The organism is Pseudomonas sp. RC4D1 (genome assembly GCF_018390395.1).
Taxonomy (GTDB): Bacteria; Pseudomonadota; Gammaproteobacteria; order Pseudomonadales; family Pseudomonadaceae; genus Aquipseudomonas; species Aquipseudomonas danubii.
On the sequence record NZ_JAHBAW010000001.1, the window covers coordinates 3,051,522 to 3,070,124 of the forward strand.

Here is an 18,603-nt window from a genome sequence, read left to right on the forward strand (position 1 = left end):
GGCGTCACAGGGTCTTCATGTATTCGATCAACTGCCACTTCTGCTCTGCGGAAAGCTGCGTGCCGTACAGATGGCCGCTGTTGCTGTTGCCCTCCAGGTGGGTGTCGTACTTGAAGGAGCCCGGCCCCTGCACCGCCGCGCCACTGGTGATGAAACCGACCTTCTGCGGGTCATACACATCCGAGCCGGTGTAGAACACCTGGGGCCGCAATTCCGGAGCCTGCAACAGGTCCCAGAGGCTCGGCACCGAGCCGTTGTGCAGATAAGGCGCCCGCAGCCAGACACCGTCGGTGGGGGTGTTGCTGTAGCTCTGGGTCTTGCGATAGGCACCGAAGTCGAAAGGCGGCTTCTTGAACCCATGGAAGGCTTGCACCAGGCCGGTGGTGAAGGAGTCCAGGCGGTGGGGATCGGTGCCCAGCGTCTGGATATTGGTCGTGACCTGGCCGGTGTCGGCCTTGCCGAAATCATGGCAACCGGCACAGTTGGCCTCCCACAGCGGCTTGCCCTGGGCCACCTTGGCCTGATCGAGGGCGAACGGCCAAGCCGGCGGTTTGTGCCCCAGCAGCCAGTTGGTGACCCGGTTGAAGCTCTCAGGCAGCACCGATTCCGGGGTCGCGCCCACTGCCATCGCCGCCGCGTAGTTGCGCTCGCGGATCTGGTTGTTGTTGCCGTCCCAGTGCAGGTACATCGATTCCCGCGGCTTCTGGTTCCAGATCTGCGGCAGGTCCACGGTGCCGATGGTGGAGTCGTCGGGGAAGCCGAACACCACCATCTTGGTCGGGTTGAAGGTGTCGGTGCGCCCTGGCCCTTGCTGCGGCCGCAACTTCTGCCAGGCATAGGCCTGCTTCTGCTTGAGCAGCGCGCTCTTGGCCATGGGCATGATCAGGTAGCGGTTGTACAGGCGTTCGACAAAGCCCAGCTGGAACTTGGCGTTGATCGCGTTCATCAGCGCATCCACGGTGAATTTCGGATCGCTGGCGCAATCGTAGGCGAACCACTGGAAGGCCTGGAGCTGCATCAGGTTGGCCGGTGCGGTGGGCACCACCTGGGACACATCGCTGGCGCTGGCCCGGTAGGCACCGGTGTGGCACAGGGCGCAGTTGGGCTCCACCGTGGGGTAGCCGAGCTGCCGCTTGGCCATGCCCACCGGCAGGTCCCGGCCGTTCTCGTAGAGGAAGCCGAAGACCTCGTAACCGCCGGGGCGCGGGAGTTTTTCCGGGCACAGTTGCGGCAGCACGGCAAACAGGTAGTAAGGAATCCGCGCTTCGATCCCCAGGCCGATGGCGGCGTACTTGAAGTGATCCTCGTCCGAGGCTTCCGGCGGCTGGGGCACCTCGCGAATCATGTTGACCCACGTGGCATAACCGACCACCCCCAGGACCAGCAGCAGGACCAGGCTGCCCACGCGAAAGCTGTGGCGCTTCCAGCAGGCGGCCCAGTACTGGCGCCAGTCGTGCAGCCCGGCACAGAGCAGGGCCCAGGGCCGGTTGGCCGGGGCACTGCCCAAGTACAGCAGGATGCCGAGGATCAGGAACATGCTGAGGTCGCCCATCAGCATGGGCACGAACACCTGGGCCTGGTTGCTGGTATTGATCAGGTAGATCCAGAACGCCACGGCGATCAGCCGCGACAGCACGCACAGCCAGGAATGCACCACGAAGCGCGGCGCGTTACAGCCCGAAGGCATGTAGAACAGGCTGATGCCCACCAGCAGCATGCCGGTGTTTTCCAGCCAGGGGTCCGACAGCACCGGCGGCAGGCCGACCACCGCGGTCAGCAGCGCCGGGGCAAACAGCGCCGGCAGGGCGAACACCATGTTCATGGCGATGCCCAGCCAGATGAAGCGTTGGAACCAGCGGATATAAGCGTTCATATCAACCTTCCCTGCATCCATGTGTAGCGGCCGCCGCAGCCTGCACTTGGCCTCCAAGCGCGCTTGCTGCGGTGCCTGTTGCCTGATCTGGAGCGGGCCCGCGGCGATCTTGCCGCGGGCTGGCCTGGGTCAGCCCCGGGCGGTCTTTTCCAGGTGCGCCAGCATCAGCGGGTACACGTCGACCACCGCGTTCTTGCCGAAGATGCAGTCGATGTGTCCGTAACCCGGCACCACGTGGCGGCTGAACAACTCGGGGCCATGGAGTTGGCACAGGCGTTCATAGGTCTTCTGCGTGCTTAGCGGCAGGTAGCACTGGTTGTCGGCGCCGCTGATAAAGCAGATGGGCAACTTCAGCCGATCGAAATGCGGCATGTAGACGTCACGCCCCTTGAAGTCCACCAGGTGCCCCTTGCGACAGATCAGTGCCAGATGCTCGAAGGTCTCGATGTTGGAGGCGCCGAACAGCTCGTGCAGGTTGTCGTGTAGGGTCTGGTTGAGGGTGTCGTGGCGGTACAGCGAGGCGTACATGAAGGTGATGCGGTGGCACACCGGATTGGTGCAGTAACCCTGGGCCTCGATCCGCGCGTAGCCGTTGAGCGCCGTGTCGTAGAGGCGGTTGAACAGGCTTTCCTTGCTGTCGGCGTAGGCCGTCAGGGACTTGATGCCGATGGCGTCGAGCATGCCCGGCAGGTGCAATCCGGCCTTGATCCCGGTGGCGGTGGCCACCACGGTATCGGCGGCAATCTGCGAGCAGACCACCGAGCGCACGTCCTGCAGGCCCGCCAGCAGCGACATGAAGAAGGTCGTGGCGCCATAGCAATGCACCACGCATTGCACGTCACGGGCCCCGGTCGCCTGCTTGATCTGGCCGATGGCGGCCTTGAAATCATAGGCCGCGATCTGGTCGCCATTGCATTCCCGCTTGCTCGCCGGCAACAGGATGCTGACCCGGAAATCCAGGAGCCAGACGTCATAGTCGTGCTTGCACAGGTACTCCAGCAGGTTGGTCTGGATGGTGTCGGTGGAGAAGATGTTGGAGCCCACGCCAAGCCCGTGCACCAGCATCACCGGGCCTTTGCTGCCGGCCTGGTAGCGGGTCAGGCGCAGCTGCACCCGGTCTTCGGTCTCGAAGAACTGCACCGTGGGCACCGGCGCATCCAGGGGCCGCTTGTTCCGCGGCGGCGCGTCGGGGTTGAAGTAGATGTCTCCGGCGAACACGCCGCCGTAGCTCTCCCAGAGAATCCCGGCGAAGAACTTGCCGAAGCGCGCCAGGGCCTCGATGCGCTCACGCTCGTTGCGCGCATTGAGCACCTTCATGGTGGTCATCTGCCTGGCGAAGTCCGCCGGCAGGATGTGCATCACCCCGGAGCCCAGCACCGGGCCGCTCTTGTCCTGGCCGCGGTACAGGGTCACGTACAGGGTGCTGGTGTCGGGCCAGATGTTCAGCACGCCGTGATCCTCGGGCACGGTCTTGAACGCACTGAAGTAGTACTGGTTGCCGTCCTCGGCGGTCAGGCGCATGTCGTAGTTCATGTGGCGCACGCCCACCTGCTGCTGGAACTCCTCGAACAGGTTGAACACCCCGTGGCTGGCCACCAGGGGCTGAGCCGACAGCGCCGGAGCCTCCAGGGTGCCCACCAGGGTGGCAGCGTGCTCGGGCTCCTTGATCATCCGGTTGAGGTCGTTGGCCGTGATGGTCAGGGTGAACTCGATGGGAGAGTTCTGCGCCTCGCCGCGCTTGGCCGCCTCCTGATAGAGCGCCAGATCGGTGCCCTGGGGCTGGGTGAAGGCCGTGGAAAAATAACCCTTCATGGTCTCGGTGAACTGCACGCCCAGGGTCGGCGCCGGCACCGCCTTGCTCGGGGCCGAGGGCAGGCTGTAATCGATCTTCCAGCCCCGATCTTCGGCCAGCAGGCGCATGTTGCGCTCGCTGACCGCCGAAATGGTCAGCAACGGATTGACCGCCAGCGAGGTGGGAATCACCGCGCCGTCCGCCACATACAACCCGGGATAGACCTGGGTGCCGCTGGCGCCGCAAAACACCTGGCCCTTGTGGTTGACCACCCCCTGAGCGGCGTCTTCGCCCATGACGCAGCCGCCCAGCGGGTGCACCGAAACGATGCTGTGCTTGAGCAGCTTGGTCCAGATCGGGTTCTCCACCCAGACTCCGCCCAGCGCCTTGGTGCTCTGGTACAGGCGCTCGTTGCCAAGAATCACGTTGGGCTGCTGGCCAACGCCCGGCCAATCGATGCGCAGTTGATCCTTGGCGTCCAGCAGCATGCGGCCGCGGCCATCGTCATGGCTCATGATCAGGTAGGTCTGCATGTTGTGCAGCGCACCGTAATAAGGCCCCCGCAGAAAGCTTTCGGCCTCGCGCTCCTTGTAGCCCAACTGAGCGCTGAGGCTGTTGTCGGTGGCCTTGCCCAGGGTCGCGGCAAACAGCGCCATGCTGGGTACCATGGCCCGGCCCAGGGCACCGGGAATCGACCCCTCCTCAATGACCATGCGGCTGCGCCAGTCGCCTTCGGTGCGCATGTCGATGATGGAGGTGATGCACGGCCCCACGGGTTTGAGCTCACTGGCCGAATGGGTGCCGAAGCCGATGCCGTTGATGGTCTGCTCACAGTTGTGGCCGAACCCGAGGATGTCGCCGTTACCGCTCATGTGCTCACCCAGCTGGTCCGAGGTGGACAGGCCCTTGGCCCTGGAGCGCAGGAGAATTTCCGTGGAACCCAGGGTGCCGGCACTGAGCACCACGATGTCGGCCTTGACGAACAGGGTCGGCGCCGAGAACTTCTCGCGACCGCTGTCCAGGTATTGGAAATGCACGATCCAGCCATCGCCCTCCCGCTCCAGGTAGCGCACTTCGGCCTGGCAGAAAATCTCGGCGCCATGATTGCTGGCGTCCGGCAGGTAATTCATCAAGGTGGTGTTCTTGGCCTTGTTGTTACAGCCTGAGACACAGTCGCCACAGTGGTTGCATGGCAGTTGCTCGACCCCGACATGGTTGAGGTTGTTGGGCAGCTTGGCGAAGGTCACGTTGATCGGCGGCTTGTAGAAGTGCGCACCCTGCTTGAGATACTCCGCGGACTTCTGGTTGGCCTGGAGCTTGGGCAAGGTCGGCGCCGAATCGGGATAGGGATTGGGCTTGAGCATCTCCCGGGCCCGGGCATATCCCTCCTTGAGCAGGGTATCGCGATGCTCCCGTACCGCCCGGGGCCAGCGCGGGTCGTCGAAGACCCCGGGTTCGGGCTCCAGGGCGACGTTGGCATTGATCAGCGACGTGCCTCCCAGGCCGCAACCGACCACCACGTTCTGCTGGGCGTTGACGTGCAGATCGAAGAGCCCGGTGCGTGAGCCGATGTGGCCGTCGGGGTCATGCACCTGCAGCTCTTCGGTGGCGGTGGCCAGGGTGTTGGGGTACTCGCCCGGCTGGATCTCCCGCCCTCGCTCCAGCAGGCAGACACGCCGACCGGCCCGGGACAATCGGGAAGCGGCGATGCCACCTCCGTAGCCGGAACCGATGACAACAACGTCGTAGTGTTCCTGGATCTCGCTGATGGGGGTCGCGATCCGAGTCATGGCGGGGTTCCTCTCAGGCTGATGGGGCAACTCTGTGGTCGCCTCTAATGGGTGCATCCGTCAGCGCGCAGGCAGCCGAACAGGCAGGCCTTGGCGCCTGAAACACAAGCAGTGAAGGGACAAAACGAAGGGCAGGGCTACAGACGTGCGCGCTGGTTGGCGGCACGGCGACGGGTACGTCTAGGGAGGGGGGCCCCGGTCGGATAAACCTGCGATAAACGACAATCCATTGCCTGCACTCCCTGAGCCGGATGTGGATAAGTTGCCGCTAAGTCCTTGTGGCATCAGTGAAGACAGGCCACCTATCACTGTCAAGAAAGCCATTAGAACTGTACGAAATTTGATCTATTGCCGTACACGCTATGGATTACAGGGGGTGCAGCCTTCCGCGAACATGTTATCCACACCTTGGCCCACAGCAACTGTGGGCAAATGAGCGAGGGTTGGGGATATTTCAGCAGGCAATGCCAAGAAAATCCGTGACTTATGGGAAAACAGCGGTTTTGCCGGCAATTGATCAATTATTGAACAAAGCTCTGAAAGGCACGTATTCAGAGGCCTGTAGAGGAAGGCGAACACCTTATCCACAGAACGGCCAACAGACTTTGGGGGCAACTGGGGTCAGAAGCATCAGCAACTGTGGAAAACCCCTGGAGGCCGCGAAATATCGAGGCTTTACCCGAATAATCGAGCCTGAACAGCGTATTTGGATGTTTTTTGATCAAACCATTCAAGCTCAGGTTCTACGGGGCCTGCAGCGCTAAGCGAACATCTTATCCACAGAAGCGCCAACAGACTTTGGGGGCAAGTGCTGTGCAAAAGTCTCTTCGGCTACTTCCCTGCCCTGGAAAAAAAACCATGAAAATCGCCAGCTTAGACTGATCAAAATTCGAACAGACGGCTACAGGGCTTGTTCCACAAGGGCTTGAGCAAGGCGCGAACACCTTATCCACAGGTACGCACACAGGGATTGTGAGTAAACCCACCAGCCCCTTATCGGAGCTGGCTTGCCAGGGAACGACGATGCCCAGAGGTGAGCAAAACCCTAGCGGCCCCTTCGCCGACAAGCCGGCTCCTACGGCGGGTGCAGGCGCGATTTCCCTGGTAGGAGCTGGCTTGCCAGCGAACGGCGGTGCCCAGAGGTGGGTGCACGGCCCGAGGGCTGTGCATAAGCCTGAGCTCAGCGGACCACGCCTTCTTCGATGAGCAACTTGAGAATGGCCTCGGCGCCGGCCTCGGGGCTCACGCCCTTGAGCACTTGGCCGGTGCCGCCGCTGGCCTTGGCGGTGGCGGCCTTCATGCGATCCGCGCCGCTCTTGGCCTTGATCACTTTCAGGCGCTTGGGCCGCGGTTTGGCCGGTTGCAGGCTGGAGGCTGTGAGTAACTCGTCTTCCACCACCACGACCTGATCGGCCTGCAACAGACCACGGCGCGCCGGGCCATAGGCGCTCTGACGCGGTTTCGGTGCGGCGTTATCCACAGTGGCGAGAAACGGCAGGCGCACCTTGAGCCGCCGCCGCTGGCCACGGGGCAAGGCTTGCAGGACGTGGGCCACGCCATCGGCCAGGGATTCGACTTGCGCCAGCCCCACCACCAGCGGCCAGCCGAGGTTTTCCGCCAGCAAAAACGGCAGCATGCCGGAGCCTTCGCCGGTTTCTGCCTGGCTGCCGGTGAGCACCATCTGAGCGCCCGCGTCGCGCAGGTACTGGGTCAGGATCGGCAGGGCATCAGCGCCTGCAGGCTGTTCCAGCACGTGCAGCTGTTCCAGGCCCATGCCCAGGTAAGCACGCAGGGCCGGTTCGGCGACGTCGCCGGCATGCAGCACCTGCAGTTTGTCCCCCGCCAGTTGCAGGCCCAGTTCCACCGCACGGGCGTCTTGCTCGGCACGCCGTGGACGGCCGGAGGTCGGGTGAGCGCCTATCGATACCAGGCTGATCACAGTGCTGTTCATAACGTCCCCTTAAGCCGCATCGCGCTTGGCATCGTTGCGGTAAGCCGCTACCGCCGCGATCAAGGCCTTGAGAATTTCCGCGCTGTCGCCAATCACCGACAAGTCGGCGCGTTTGATCATGTCGCAGCCCGGGTCGAGGTTGATGGCCACCACCTTGTCGCAGGCGCCGATGCCCTGCAGGTGCTGGATCGCCCCGGAAATCCCCACCGCCACGTAGACCCGCGCGGTGACCCAGATGCCGCTGGCCCCCACTTGCCGATCCCGGGCCATGAAGCCGTCGTCCACCGCCACCCGCGAGGCGCCTTCGGTAGCACCCAGGGCCGCGGCGGTCTGGTGAAACAGTGGCCAGTCCTTGACCCCGTTGCCCCCGGAAAAGATGAATTCGGCCTCGGCCATGGGAATCGCCGCCGGGTCCACCGCCACCGCGCCCAAATCCTCGATCCGCGCCAGGCTGCGGGCCACCGTTGTGGATAACTCCACCGGCAAGGCTTCGTGGCGGGTTTCGCTGACCGGCTCGGCGCATTCGGCGGCGGCCAGGATCAAGCGTGGCGCTGGCCGCGCCAGGTCCTGCAGCCCGGCACCGGCACGGCCGATGCACTGCCCGTCCTTGACCTGCCAGACCCGGGTCGCCGGGCGTTCGCCCAGGGCCGCGGCCAAGCGCCGGCCCAGTTCGCCGCCACCACTGCGGCTGTCGGGCAGCAGCCAGTGACGCGGGCCGAACTGGTTATCCACAGCCCGCAGGCCCTGCACCCGTTGTTCCGGTGCATAACCGTCGAACTCGCTGCCTTGCAGCACCAGCAGGCGGTCGACGCCCGCCGTGGCAAAGGCCGATTCCTTGTGCTCGCCAAACACCACTGCCAGCACTGCGCCGTCCTGGCCTGCCAACTGGCGGGCCAGCCCCAGCAGGTCGCGGTCGTGGCTGCTCAGGCGGCCGCCGACCATGTCCGGCACCACGCTGATGTAGAACGCCGGCTGCGCCACTTGATGCAGCGGCAACTGCACCTCGGCCGCGGCCGTGCGCTTGGCGCTGCCGCCCTGCTGGGCGCCACTGCGGTCGATGCGCTTGAGGCCGTTGGGGCCGATAAAACCGATGCCATGGGGATTCTTGCGGATCAGGCCATTGGGCCCCATCCAGCTGTGTTGCGCCGGCTGCATGGCCGCGTGCAGCGGGTGCAGGCGGTTGCGGGCAATCCATTCAGCCCGGGGATCGCGGCGGATAATGTCGCTCATCAGTGCACCTCCGCAGGTTCGGGTTTCACCGACGCCGGCGCTTTGCCCGGGGCGGCGTCTTCGAGCAAGGCATCGGCCACCAGTTCGGCGATGTCCTTGATCATCGGCCGCGGCTCCACCACCCCTTCGAGCATGGCCGTGCACTGTGGACAACCCACGGCCACCAGCTCGGCGCCGGTCTCGCGGATGTCTTCCATGCGCATGTCGGGTATCCGTTGCTTGCCCGGAATGTCGGTGATCGGCGCCCCGCCGCCACCGCCGCAGCAACGGGAACGGAAGCCCGAGCGCTGCATTTCCTTGATCTCGATGCCCAGAGCCCGCAGTACGTCCCGAGGGGCTTGGTACTCACCGTTGTAGCGGCCCAGGTAGCAAGGATCGTGATAGGTCACGCTGCTGCCTTTGTGCTGGCCCAGGTTCAGTGCACCGGCGCCGATCAGCTCGGCCAGGTAAGTGCTGTGGTGCTGCACCAGATAGTGGCCGTTGAAGGCACCGTACTCGTTCTTCAGCACATGGAAACTGTGGGGATCGCAGGTGACGATGCGCTTGAAGCGGTACTTGGCCAGGGTCTGGATATTGCGCTTGGCCAACAGCTGGAAAGTTGCTTCGTCCCCCAGGCGCCGGGCCACGTCGCCGCTGTCGCGCTCTTCCAGGCCGAGCACGGCGAAGTCCACCTTGGCCGCTTTCAGCACTTTGACGAAGGCGCGCAGGGTGCGCTGGTTGCGCATGTCGAAGGCGCCGTCGCCGACCCAGAACAGCACATCGGTACTCTGCTTGTCGCTAAGCAGGGACAGGTTCAGGTCCGCCGCCCAGTTCATCCGCCCGCCGGGGTTGAAGCCGCCGGGGTTGTCGGTGGCGATGAGGTTTTCCAGGACCTCGGCGCCCTTGTTCGGGGTTGCGCCCTTCTCCAGGGTCAGGTGGCGACGCATGTCGACGATGGCATCAACGTGCTCGATCATCATCGGGCATTCCTCGACGCAGGCCCGGCAGGTGGTGCAGGACCACAGGGTCTCGGCGTCCACCAGGCCGTTGACGATGGGCTGGTGCGGATGGCCGCCATGTTCGCCGATGGGCTTTCCTGGATAGGGACTACCGGCGAATTGCGCATCGGTGCCACCAGCCAGGCCGACCACCATGTCCTGAATCAGCTTTTTCGGGTTCAGCGGCTGGCCGGCGGCGAAGGCCGGGCACGCCGCCTCGCACTTGCCGCACTGCACGCAGGCGTCGAAGCCCAGCAGTTGGTTCCAGGTGAAATCCTTGGGCTTTTCCACCCCCAAAGGCGTGCTCGGGTCTTCCAGGTCCAACGGCTTGAGGCCCGTGGAGCGCCCGCCACCAAAGCGTTCCGCGCGACGGTGCCAGGCCAGGTGCAAGGCGCCAGCGAAGGCGTGCTTCATCGGCCCGCCCCAGGTCATGCCGAAGAACAGCTCGGACACGCCCCACAGCACACCGACCGCCAAAATCGTCGCCAGCAGCCAGCCACCGAAGTGTTCGGGAAGGATGCCCGCCACCGGCAAGGTCACCACAAAGAAACTCACCGAGAACGCCAGCAGGCTTTTCGGCAGGCGCATCCACGGGCCCTTGGACAGGCGTGCCGGTGGGTTGCGCCGACGCTTGGCGACGAACAGCGCGCCGACGAACATCAGCGTGGTCGCCAGCAGCAAGGCGTAGCCGAGGATGCGGTTATGCAGACCAAAACCATGCACCAGGATCGCCAGCACCGCCGCCAGGACAAAGCCGCCCGCCGTGGCCACGTGGGTGTTGGCCATGTATTTGTCCCGGGCCACCACATGGTGCAGATCCACCATGTAGCGCTTGGGCATGGCCAGCAGCCCGCCGATCAGATCGACCTTGGAGGCTCGCCCCTGGCGCCACATGGCCACGCGCCGCAGCGCGCCGAGGACCGCGAGGCCGACGGCGGCGAACAACAGAATGGGAAGAAGGGTGTTCAACATGGTGGAGCTCCCAAAGACCGGGTCGGTCGTTGTAGCCGCTGCCGCAGGCTGCGCCCGGGCGGCACTGCGTCACAGGACAGATGCTCTTGAGGGCCCCGGAAGGCCCTTCGGGCCTTATCGCAGCCTGCGGCAGCGGCTACAGGTGGCTTAGAAATCCTTGCACAGGCGCAGTGCGTCGTAGATCGCAGCATGGGTGTTGCGCTGGGATACGCAGTCGCCGATGCGGAACAACAGGTAGCCCTCCCCCGTCTCGCTCAGGCACGGCTGCGGCTTGATCGCGAACAGCGCCTCGACGTCCATCTGGCCCTTGTTGCGCGAACCTTCCTTGAGCCCGTAGTAGAGCTCTTCGTCAGGACGCACGCCGTTTTCCACCACCACCTGGTCCACCACCCGCTCTTCGCGGGCGCCGGTGTATTCGTTCTCCAGCACCGCCACCAGCTTGTCGCCCTCGCGGTAGACCTTCTCCAGGGTCAGGTCCCCGGTCATGATCACTTCCTTGGGGTACAGGCTGCGGTAGTAGGTAGGGAACGAGGTGCCGCCCACGGCGATGCCCGGCTTGATGTCGTCGGTGACAATCTCCACTTGCGAGCCCTTGTCGGCGATGAAGTCGGTGACCGACATGCCGGTGAACTCGCAGATGGTGTCGTACACCAGCACGTTCTTGCCCGGCGCCACCTTGCCGTCGAGGATGTCCCAACTGCTGACCACCAACCCTTCGGCGGCGCCCCAGTGCTCGTTCTGCTCGATGAACGGATGGCCGCCCACGGCCAGCACCACCACGTCGGGGCGCAGGTCGAGGATGGTCGCGGTGTCCGCCGCGGTGCCCAGGCGCAGGTCAACTTTCAAGCGCGCCAGTTCCAGCTGATACCAGCGGGTAATGCCGGCGATCTGATCCCGTTGCGGGGCCTTGGAGGCGGTGGTGATCTGCCCGCCAATGGCGTCTTTTTTCTCGAACAGGGTCACGTCGTGGCCACGTTCGGCCGCCACACGAGCGGCTTCCATACCAGCAGGGCCGGCGCCGACCACCACCACCTTGCGCTTGATGCCAGTGGTCTTCTCGATGATGTGCGGCACGCCCATGTATTCACGGGAGGTGGCGGCGTTCTGGATGCACAGCACGTCCAGGCCCTGGTACTGGCGGTCGATGCAATAGTTGGCGCCGACGCACTGCTTGATCTGGTCGATCTGGCCCATCTTGATCTTGGCGATCAGGTGCGGGTCGGCCATGTGGGCGCGGGTCATGCCGACCATGTCGACGTAACCGCCTTCGAGAATCCGCGTGGCCTGGTTCGGGTCCTTGATGTTCTGTGCGTGCAGCACCGGGACCTTGACCACTTCCTTGATGCCCGCCGCCAGGTGCAGGAACGGCTCCGGCGGGAAGCTCATGTTGGGGATCACGTTGGCCAGGGTGTTGTGGGTGTCGCAGCCCGAGCCGACCACGCCGATGAAGTCCAGCATGCCGGTGTCGTCGTAGTACTTGGCGATCTGCTTCATGTCCTCGTGGGACAGGCCGTCCGGGTGGAATTCATCGCCGCACAGGCGCATGCCGACACAGAAGTCGTCGCCCACTTCAGCGCGCACCGCCTTGAGCACTTCCAGGCCGAAGCGCATGCGTTTCTCGAAGGTGCCGCCCCATTCGTCGGTGCGCTTGTTGACCCGCGGGCTCCAGAACTGGTCGATCATGTGCTGGTGCACCGCCGACAGCTCGACGCCGTCCAGGCCGCCGGCCTTGGCCCGACGCGCAGCCTGGGCGTAGTTGCCGATCACCCGCCAGATCTCTTCCGGCTCGATGGTCTTGCAAGTGGCGCGGTGCACCGGCTCACGCACCCCGGACGGCGACATCAGGGTCGGCCAGTTGAAGCCGTCCCAACGCGAGCGGCGGCCCATGTGGGTAATCTGGATCATGATCTTGGCGCCATGCTTGTGCATGGCGTCGGCCAGGTTCTGGAAGTGCGGGATGATGCGGTCGGTGGACAGGTTCACCGAGCTCCACCATTCCTGGGGGCTGTCGATGGCCACCACCGAGGAACCACCGCAGATGGCCAGGCCGATGCCGCCCTTGGCCTTTTCTTCGTAGTACTTCACATACCGTTCAGTCGTCATGCCGCCGTCGGTGGCATAGACCTCAGCGTGCGCGGTGCTCAGCACACGGTTGCGGATGGTCAGTTTGCCGATCTGGATCGGCTGGAACATCGCTTCGAAAGCCATTTTTCTTAACTCCGCTTACAACGGTTTGACGACGAACAGGCCATCGTCGTGGCCTTCTTCGGAACCACCGTAAACCTGCTCTGCCACGGTGCGGATCGTGCTGCCACGGGCGGCCAGGATCTGGTCCATGGCACCGGCGAACCAGCCGGTGAACATGTAGTCCACCTTGCGCCCGACCTTGCCGTACACGTAGACGAACGCCGAGTGTTCGAGCTTGACGCTGGCGGTGCCTTTATCCAGGTCGATGTCCTGGATCTTGAACAGGCCCCAGCCGCGCTGGGACAGACGCTTCATGTAGTGCTCGAACACCGCGACGCCTTCCAGGCCGTGGCATTCGGCTTCTTTTTCGCACCAGTGCCAGGCGGACTTGTAGCCGGCCTTGTAGAGGATCTCGGCGTAGGCATCGGCGCCCAGGACTTCCTCGATGCCCATGTGGTTGTTGACGAAGAAATGCCGTGGCACGTAGAGCATCGGCAGGGCGTCGGAGGTCCAGACACCGGTTTCGCTGTCGACTTCGATAGGCAGTTGCGGGGCGATTTTGGCCATGTTTCAAAACTCCGGAATTCTGTGGATAAGTACGTCTGTAGCCGCTGCCGCAGGCTGCGAAAAGGCTCGAAGAGCCTTCCGAGGGCCGCAAGAGCGCGTCTCCTTCGGAGCCGATCGCAGCCTGCGGCAGCGGCTACAGGAATGTGCTGTGGGGGGGTGGCCTTACTCGCCCCAGACGTCCTTCAGGACGCTGACCCAGTTCTCGCCCATGATCTTGCGCACCACGCGCTCGCTGTGGCCGCGCTTGAGCAGGGTCTCGGTGAGGTTGGGGAACTCGCCCACGGTGCGGATGCCCAGGGGGTTGATGATCTTGCCGAAGTTGGTCAGGCGCCGGGCATAGCCCTTGTCGTGGGTCAGGTATTCGAAGAAGTCCTGGCCGTGGCCCTGGGTGAAGTCGGTGCCGATGCCGATGGAATCCTCACCGACAATGTTCATGGTGTATTCGATGGCTTCGGCGTAATCGTCGATGGTCGAATCGATGCCCTTGGCCAGGAACGGCGCGAACATGGTCACGCCGACGAAGCCGCCGTGGTCGGCGATGAATTTCAACTCGGCGTCGGACTTGTTGCGCGGGTGCTCCTTGAGCCCGGACGGCAGGCAGTGGGAGTAGCAGACCGGCTTCTTGGATTCGAGGATCACTTCCTCGCTGGTCTTGGAACCGACGTGGGACAGGTCGCACATGACCCCGACGCGGTTCATCTCGGCGACGATCTCGCGGCCGAACCCCGAGAGCCCGCCATCACGCTCGTAGCAGCCGGTGCCCACCAGGTTCTGGGTGTTGTAGCACATCTGCACAATGCCCACGCCCAGCTGCTTGAACACCTCGACGTAGCCGATCTGGTCTTCGAAAGCATGGGCATTCTGGAAGCCGAAGAGGATGCCGGTCTTGCCCACTTCCTTGGCCTTGCGGATGTCCGCGGTGGTGCGCACCGGCATCACCAGGTCGCTGTTTTCGCGGATCAGTTTCTGGCTGGCGGCAATGTTGTTGACCGTGGCCTGAAACCCTTCCCAAACCGACACCGTGCAGTTGGCTGCGGTCAGGCCGCCCTTGCGCATGTCCTCGAACAGCTCGCGGTTCCACTTGGCAATGATCAGCCCGTCGATAACGATGCTGTCGGCGTGTAATTCGGCTGGGCTCATCAGGCTGTCCCCTTATTGGCGATTCCTGCGCCGAATCGTCTGCCGGCGCTTTGGGGTCAGCATATGCTTGAGGGCCGGGGCGCCCCGGTGCAAAAACGACAGGGGAATTGCCGAAAGCGTCAAGACCCGACAAAGGGCCGGATGTGGGGGCATGGCACCCTCTGTTCTTTGCCTGGGGCTTGCGCCAGAATTCGCCGCTTCAACGAAAGCTTCACTGGATGAGGGGCAGTGCTGCAATGAAACCGATCTTCCTGGCCTTGATATTGATAGCCACCGGCGTACAGGCGGCCGAAGAGGCCGACAGCACGCCCTGCGACGGCGTGGAAAACGACGTACAGACCCTGGAATGCGCGACCTACAACCGCACCACCGCCGAGCAGTTGCTGAGCGACAACGTGCAAAGCCTGCTGGAACGCCTGGGCACCCTGTACGGCAACGACAAGGCGCAACTGGCCGACATCAGCACCAAGGTCAAGAACGCCCAGCAGCTGTGGCAGAAGCAGCGCGACGCCGACTGCGCGGTGGAATCCTTCCCGGCCAAGCCCGGAACCAAGGCCTACACCATCGCCACCAATGATTGCCTGGCGCGGATGAGCGATGAGCGCTCGGAGTTCATCGAGTCCATCGCCCAGGAATGACCCGTCACCGGTAGGAGCGGGCTTGCCCGCGAAGCATGCCCGACCCCGCCCCATGTCGCGGCGGGAAAAGCTTCGCGAGCAAGCTCGCTCCTACGCAGGTCATGGCGTCAGGCGCCGCCGCGAAAGCACGAGACACCCCAGGCCGTCAGCTTGAACGGCAGATGGTAGTGCTGGCGCGGGTCGTCCAGGCCGAAGCGGTAGACCAGCACATCCAGGAAGGGCTGCGTGGGCAGCACCTGGCCTTGTTGGCGATAGAACGCCGCCACGTCCAGTTCCACCTCGTAGACGCCCCGGTCGAAGCGGGCCGCCAGCTCGCTCAGCGGGGCCAGCAGGCCGTTGTCGGCAATCTGCCCTTCGCAGAGCCACTCCTCGCCCAGGCGGCGTACCCGAACCTGCATGCCTGCGGCCACCTTGCCGCTGGCGACATCCACCACATGGATGGACACTCCGCCGTTCATTTCCAGAACCCCACATGAGCCTGGGCCGCTTCGTGTTCCAGCATCGGCCCCAGCACCGGGATCTGCCGCTGCCCCCGGGCAAAGACTTCACGGCATGGCAGGGAAAAGGTCGGGTTTTCCGGGTGATCGCCGGTCAGTGCCAGCAAGGCGTGTTCGGACAGGGCGTAGACCACCCGACCAATCCCGGTCCAGTAGATGGCCCCGGCACACATGCAGCAGGGCTCGGCGCTGGTGTACAGGGTGCACTGGGCCAGCTCCTCGGGGCCCAGGAGCCTTGCGGCCTTGGCGGCAGCGGCGAGTTCGGCGTGCTGGGTCGGGTCGCCTTCGGGGGGCATGGAGTTGTTGCCGGCACTGGCAATGATCTTGCCGTTGCGGTCCGCCACCAGGGCGGCGAACGGGTGGCGGCCGCGGGCCTTGGCCTCTTCGGCCAGTTCAATGCTCTGGCGCAGCAGTTGCAGGTCCAGCTGGCTGACGCCCGCAGGGATGGGGGAAAGAATCTGGGTCATCTTGACCTCCTTTTCATGGACAGGGGCCCGCCGGAAAAAAGCGGGCCTGATAGCCGTTTTCAGTCACCAAGCCCGGCCTGGGCGGCCAGTTCTTGGGCCGCAGACATGCGGGGATTGAGCAGCAGGTTGAGCACGATGGCGGTGAGGGCGCCGAGGAAGATGCCGCTTTCCAGCAGCAGCTTGAGGGGGCCGTGGGCCTGGGCGAACAACGCCGGAAAGGACATCGGCAGCACGCCGACACTGACCGACACGGCGACGATGATGCCGTTGCCAGTGCCCTCGAACCTCACCCGTGACAGCTCCTGGATGCCGGCCACGGTGGTCATGCCGAACATGACGATGGCGCAGCCCCCCAGTACCGGGGTCGGCACCGCAGCCACCAGCGCCCCGAGCTTGGGAAACAGCCCCATGAGGACCATGATCGCGCCGGCTGCCGCCACCACGAAGCGGCTCTTGATCTTGGAGAGCGCGATCAGTCCGGTGTTCTGGGTAAAGGCGTTGTAGGGGAAGCTGTTGAACAGGCCGCCGAGCAGGGTGGACAGGCCGTCGGCGCGAAAGGCGTCGCCCAGGGTGCGCTGGGTGGTCGGCTTGCCGGTGAGCTTGCCAATGGCCAGGCAGTTGCCGGTGGTCTCGGCCATGATCACCAGCATCGCCAGGGTCATGATCAGGATCGGCATCAGGGAGAATTGCGGAACCCCGAAGGCCATGGGCGGGCTCAGCTCGAACCAGGCCGCTTCGCCCACCTGGGCAAAGTGGGTCATGCCGCAGGCCGCAGCGATCAGGCTGCCCACCAGCAGCCCGATCAGCACACTGAGGTTGCCGATAAAGCCGGAGAACTTGCCATAGATCACCAGGGTCACCGCCACGGTGGCCAGCCCCAGCAACAGGTTGGCCGGTGCGCCGAAATCCTCGGCGGCGGGGTTGCCACCCCCCAGCCAGACGGCCGCCGCCGGCATCAGGGAAATGCCGATGATGGTGATCAGACTGCCGATCACCACCGGTGGAAAGAACCTCAGCAGACGGCTGAACAGCGGAGCCATGGCAATGGTCAGGGCCCCGGCGGCGATCACCGCGCCGAACACCTCGGCCAGGCCGAACTGCTTGCCGATCATGATCATCGGCGCCAGGGCAATGAAGGAGCAGCCCTGGATCAACGGCAAGCGTGCGCCGAAGCGCCAGAAGCCCAGGGTCTGGATCAGGGTGGCAATGCCGGACGTCAGCAGGTTGGCGTTGATCAGTAAAACCACCTGGGCCGCAGTCAAGCCCAGGGCATTGCCTAGAATCAACGGCACCGCCACCGCACCGGCATACATCACCAGCACATGCTGCAGGCCGAAGGTGAACAACTGGCGAACGGGCAGGACCTCGTCCACTGGGTGAACCCGGGGAATGTTCATGTCGCAGATCTCCTGAAAGTGCAGCTCTTGTTGTTCTGGCAGGCATCCGGGGGCAATGCCCCGGCAGGATGTACGAACGTCGGCGCCCATGATCTGTGCTTGAATACGATGCAACAAATGAGCAGCCATCGTTTTTAACGATGGATTGGACAAGCCTGTCCTGGGGTCGGGAGACGCGATGCGCTTTTCACTGGAACAACTGCAGATGTTCGTTCAGGCCGCACAAACCGGCTCGTTCTCGGCCGCTGCCCGCAAGCTGGGCAAGACCCAATCCACGGTCAGCGTGGCCATTGCCAACCTGGAGGCCGACCTGGGGGTGGAGCTGTTCGACCGCAGCAGCCGCAGCCCGGTGCTGACTGCCAGCGGAAAGAAGATGCTGCTGCAGGCCGAGGCGGTGCTGGAGCGCTGCCTGACCCTGCAAGCCAATGCCGACTGCCTGTCGGAGGCGCTGGAGCCGCAGTTGTCCATCGTGATCGAAACCCCTTACGGCCCGCTGATGCCGGTCTTGCGCGAGTTCGAGCAGGCCTTCCCCTATGTCGACCTGCTGATCCGTCATCCGCTGTCCGGAGATGCCAGTGAGCTGGTGGCCCGTGGCGATGCGGTGCTGGGGATCGCCTTTTCGCAACCGGGCTATCCCCAGGAGCTGGAGTTCCAGCAGATGGGCAAGCTGATCATGTTGCACGTCTGCCACCCGGATCATCCCCTGGCCCGGCTGGACAACGTGACCTTCGACGACCTGCATGGGCATCGACGCCTGGCCTTCAGCGCCCACGCCGACAAGCTGCCCAGCAGCGAGTACCTGCGCTGCAGCCAACTGTGGCAGGCGGAAAACTACCTGGCGCTGCTGGAAATGGTCCGCGCCGGCCTGGGCTGGGCCACCCTGCCCCGGCAACTGATCCAGCGTGAACTGGCCAAGGGCGAGCTGGTGGAGCTGCAACTGGGGGCCTATCCCCACACCGACTGGCTGGTGGGCGTGGACCTGCTCTGGGCCCGGCAACGGGTGATGGGCAAGGCCGAACGCTGGCTCAAGGAACGCCTGCTGCGGCACAAGGTGTACGAAGTGGATCGGCGCGGACAGTCCACGACCTGGTAAGGCTGGCGCGGGCAACAAAGGGATAAGGTTCT

The 18,603-nt window shown here is 64.1% G+C and carries 13 protein-coding genes; 2 read left to right on the plus strand and 11 right to left on the minus strand.

From position 1 onward, the window contains the following. Positions 1-4: 4 nt before the first annotated feature. The 8 genes from KHO49_RS14165 to KHO49_RS14200 all read right to left on the minus strand — a co-directional run bounded on the left by KHO49_RS14165 (position 5) and on the right by KHO49_RS14200 (position 14,479). Entirely contained in the window at positions 5-1,873 is a 1,869-nt protein-coding gene (locus tag KHO49_RS14165) for a c-type cytochrome (RefSeq protein ID WP_102881092.1), read from the minus strand. Positions 1,874-2,002: 129 nt separating this feature from the next. After that, positions 2,003-5,455: an alpha/beta fold hydrolase gene (locus KHO49_RS14170; protein WP_213665187.1), complete on the minus strand. Its 3,453-nt coding sequence runs from the start codon at positions 5,453-5,455 to the stop codon at positions 2,003-2,005. A gap of 1,180 nt (positions 5,456-6,635) precedes the next feature. Further along, positions 6,636-7,406 carry an electron transfer flavoprotein subunit beta gene (gene etfB, locus KHO49_RS14175; RefSeq protein WP_102881094.1) on the minus strand — a complete coding sequence of 257 codons (771 nt, stop codon included), beginning with the start codon at positions 7,404-7,406 and terminating at the stop codon, positions 6,636-6,638. 9 nt (positions 7,407-7,415) lie between these two features. Further along, positions 7,416-8,636 (minus strand): electron transfer flavoprotein subunit alpha, encoded by a 1,221-nt coding sequence (gene etfA, locus KHO49_RS14180; RefSeq protein ID WP_213665188.1) that lies wholly within the window; start codon positions 8,634-8,636, stop codon positions 7,416-7,418. Further along, a complete protein-coding gene (gene dgcB, locus KHO49_RS14185; protein WP_102881096.1) occupies positions 8,636-10,585 on the minus strand; it encodes a dimethylglycine demethylation protein DgcB in 1,950 nt (649 codons plus the stop codon). The genes etfA and dgcB overlap by 1 nt, the downstream gene beginning before the upstream one ends. A gap of 147 nt (positions 10,586-10,732) precedes the next feature. Beyond that, a complete protein-coding gene (gene dgcA, locus KHO49_RS14190; protein WP_102881097.1) occupies positions 10,733-12,793 on the minus strand; it encodes a dimethylglycine demethylation protein DgcA in 2,061 nt (686 codons plus the stop codon). 15 nt (positions 12,794-12,808) lie between these two features. Next, on the minus strand, positions 12,809-13,339 hold the full coding sequence (locus KHO49_RS14195; protein WP_115581111.1) for a 4-vinyl reductase: 531 nt from the start codon (positions 13,337-13,339) through the stop codon (positions 12,809-12,811). Positions 13,340-13,501: 162 nt separating this feature from the next. Beyond that, entirely contained in the window at positions 13,502-14,479 is a 978-nt protein-coding gene (locus KHO49_RS14200; RefSeq protein ID WP_102861999.1) for a dipeptidase, read from the minus strand. 236 nt (positions 14,480-14,715) lie between these two features. On the opposite strand from KHO49_RS14200, the gene KHO49_RS14205 reads away from it, so the two are divergent. Further along, complete coding sequence (locus KHO49_RS14205; RefSeq protein ID WP_110652396.1) at positions 14,716-15,117, plus strand: lysozyme inhibitor LprI family protein; 402 nt, start codon at positions 14,716-14,718, stop codon at positions 15,115-15,117. Between the two features lie 107 nt (positions 15,118-15,224). On the opposite strand, the gene KHO49_RS14210 is transcribed toward KHO49_RS14205, so the two are convergent. The 3 genes from KHO49_RS14210 to KHO49_RS14220 are packed head-to-tail and all read right to left on the minus strand — an operon-like array spanning position 15,225 to position 17,478. Beyond that, positions 15,225-15,575, minus strand: a complete 351-nt coding sequence (locus KHO49_RS14210; protein WP_110594407.1) for a hydroxyisourate hydrolase — start codon at positions 15,573-15,575, stop codon at positions 15,225-15,227. Next, positions 15,572-16,081, minus strand: a complete 510-nt coding sequence (locus KHO49_RS14215) for a nucleoside deaminase (RefSeq protein ID WP_102881101.1) — start codon at positions 16,079-16,081, stop codon at positions 15,572-15,574. Before KHO49_RS14215 ends, KHO49_RS14210 begins: the two co-directional genes overlap by 4 nt. Before the next feature lie 59 nt (positions 16,082-16,140). Then, positions 16,141-17,478, minus strand: coding sequence for a nucleobase:cation symporter-2 family protein (locus tag KHO49_RS14220; RefSeq protein WP_213665189.1), 1,338 nt, complete (start codon positions 17,476-17,478; stop codon positions 16,141-16,143). 178 nt (positions 17,479-17,656) lie between these two features. Between KHO49_RS14220 and KHO49_RS14225 the strand changes: the two genes are divergently transcribed. Then, positions 17,657-18,571, plus strand: coding sequence for a LysR family transcriptional regulator (locus tag KHO49_RS14225; protein ID WP_102881103.1), 915 nt, complete (start codon positions 17,657-17,659; stop codon positions 18,569-18,571). The last annotated feature ends 32 nt before the right edge of the window (positions 18,572-18,603 follow it).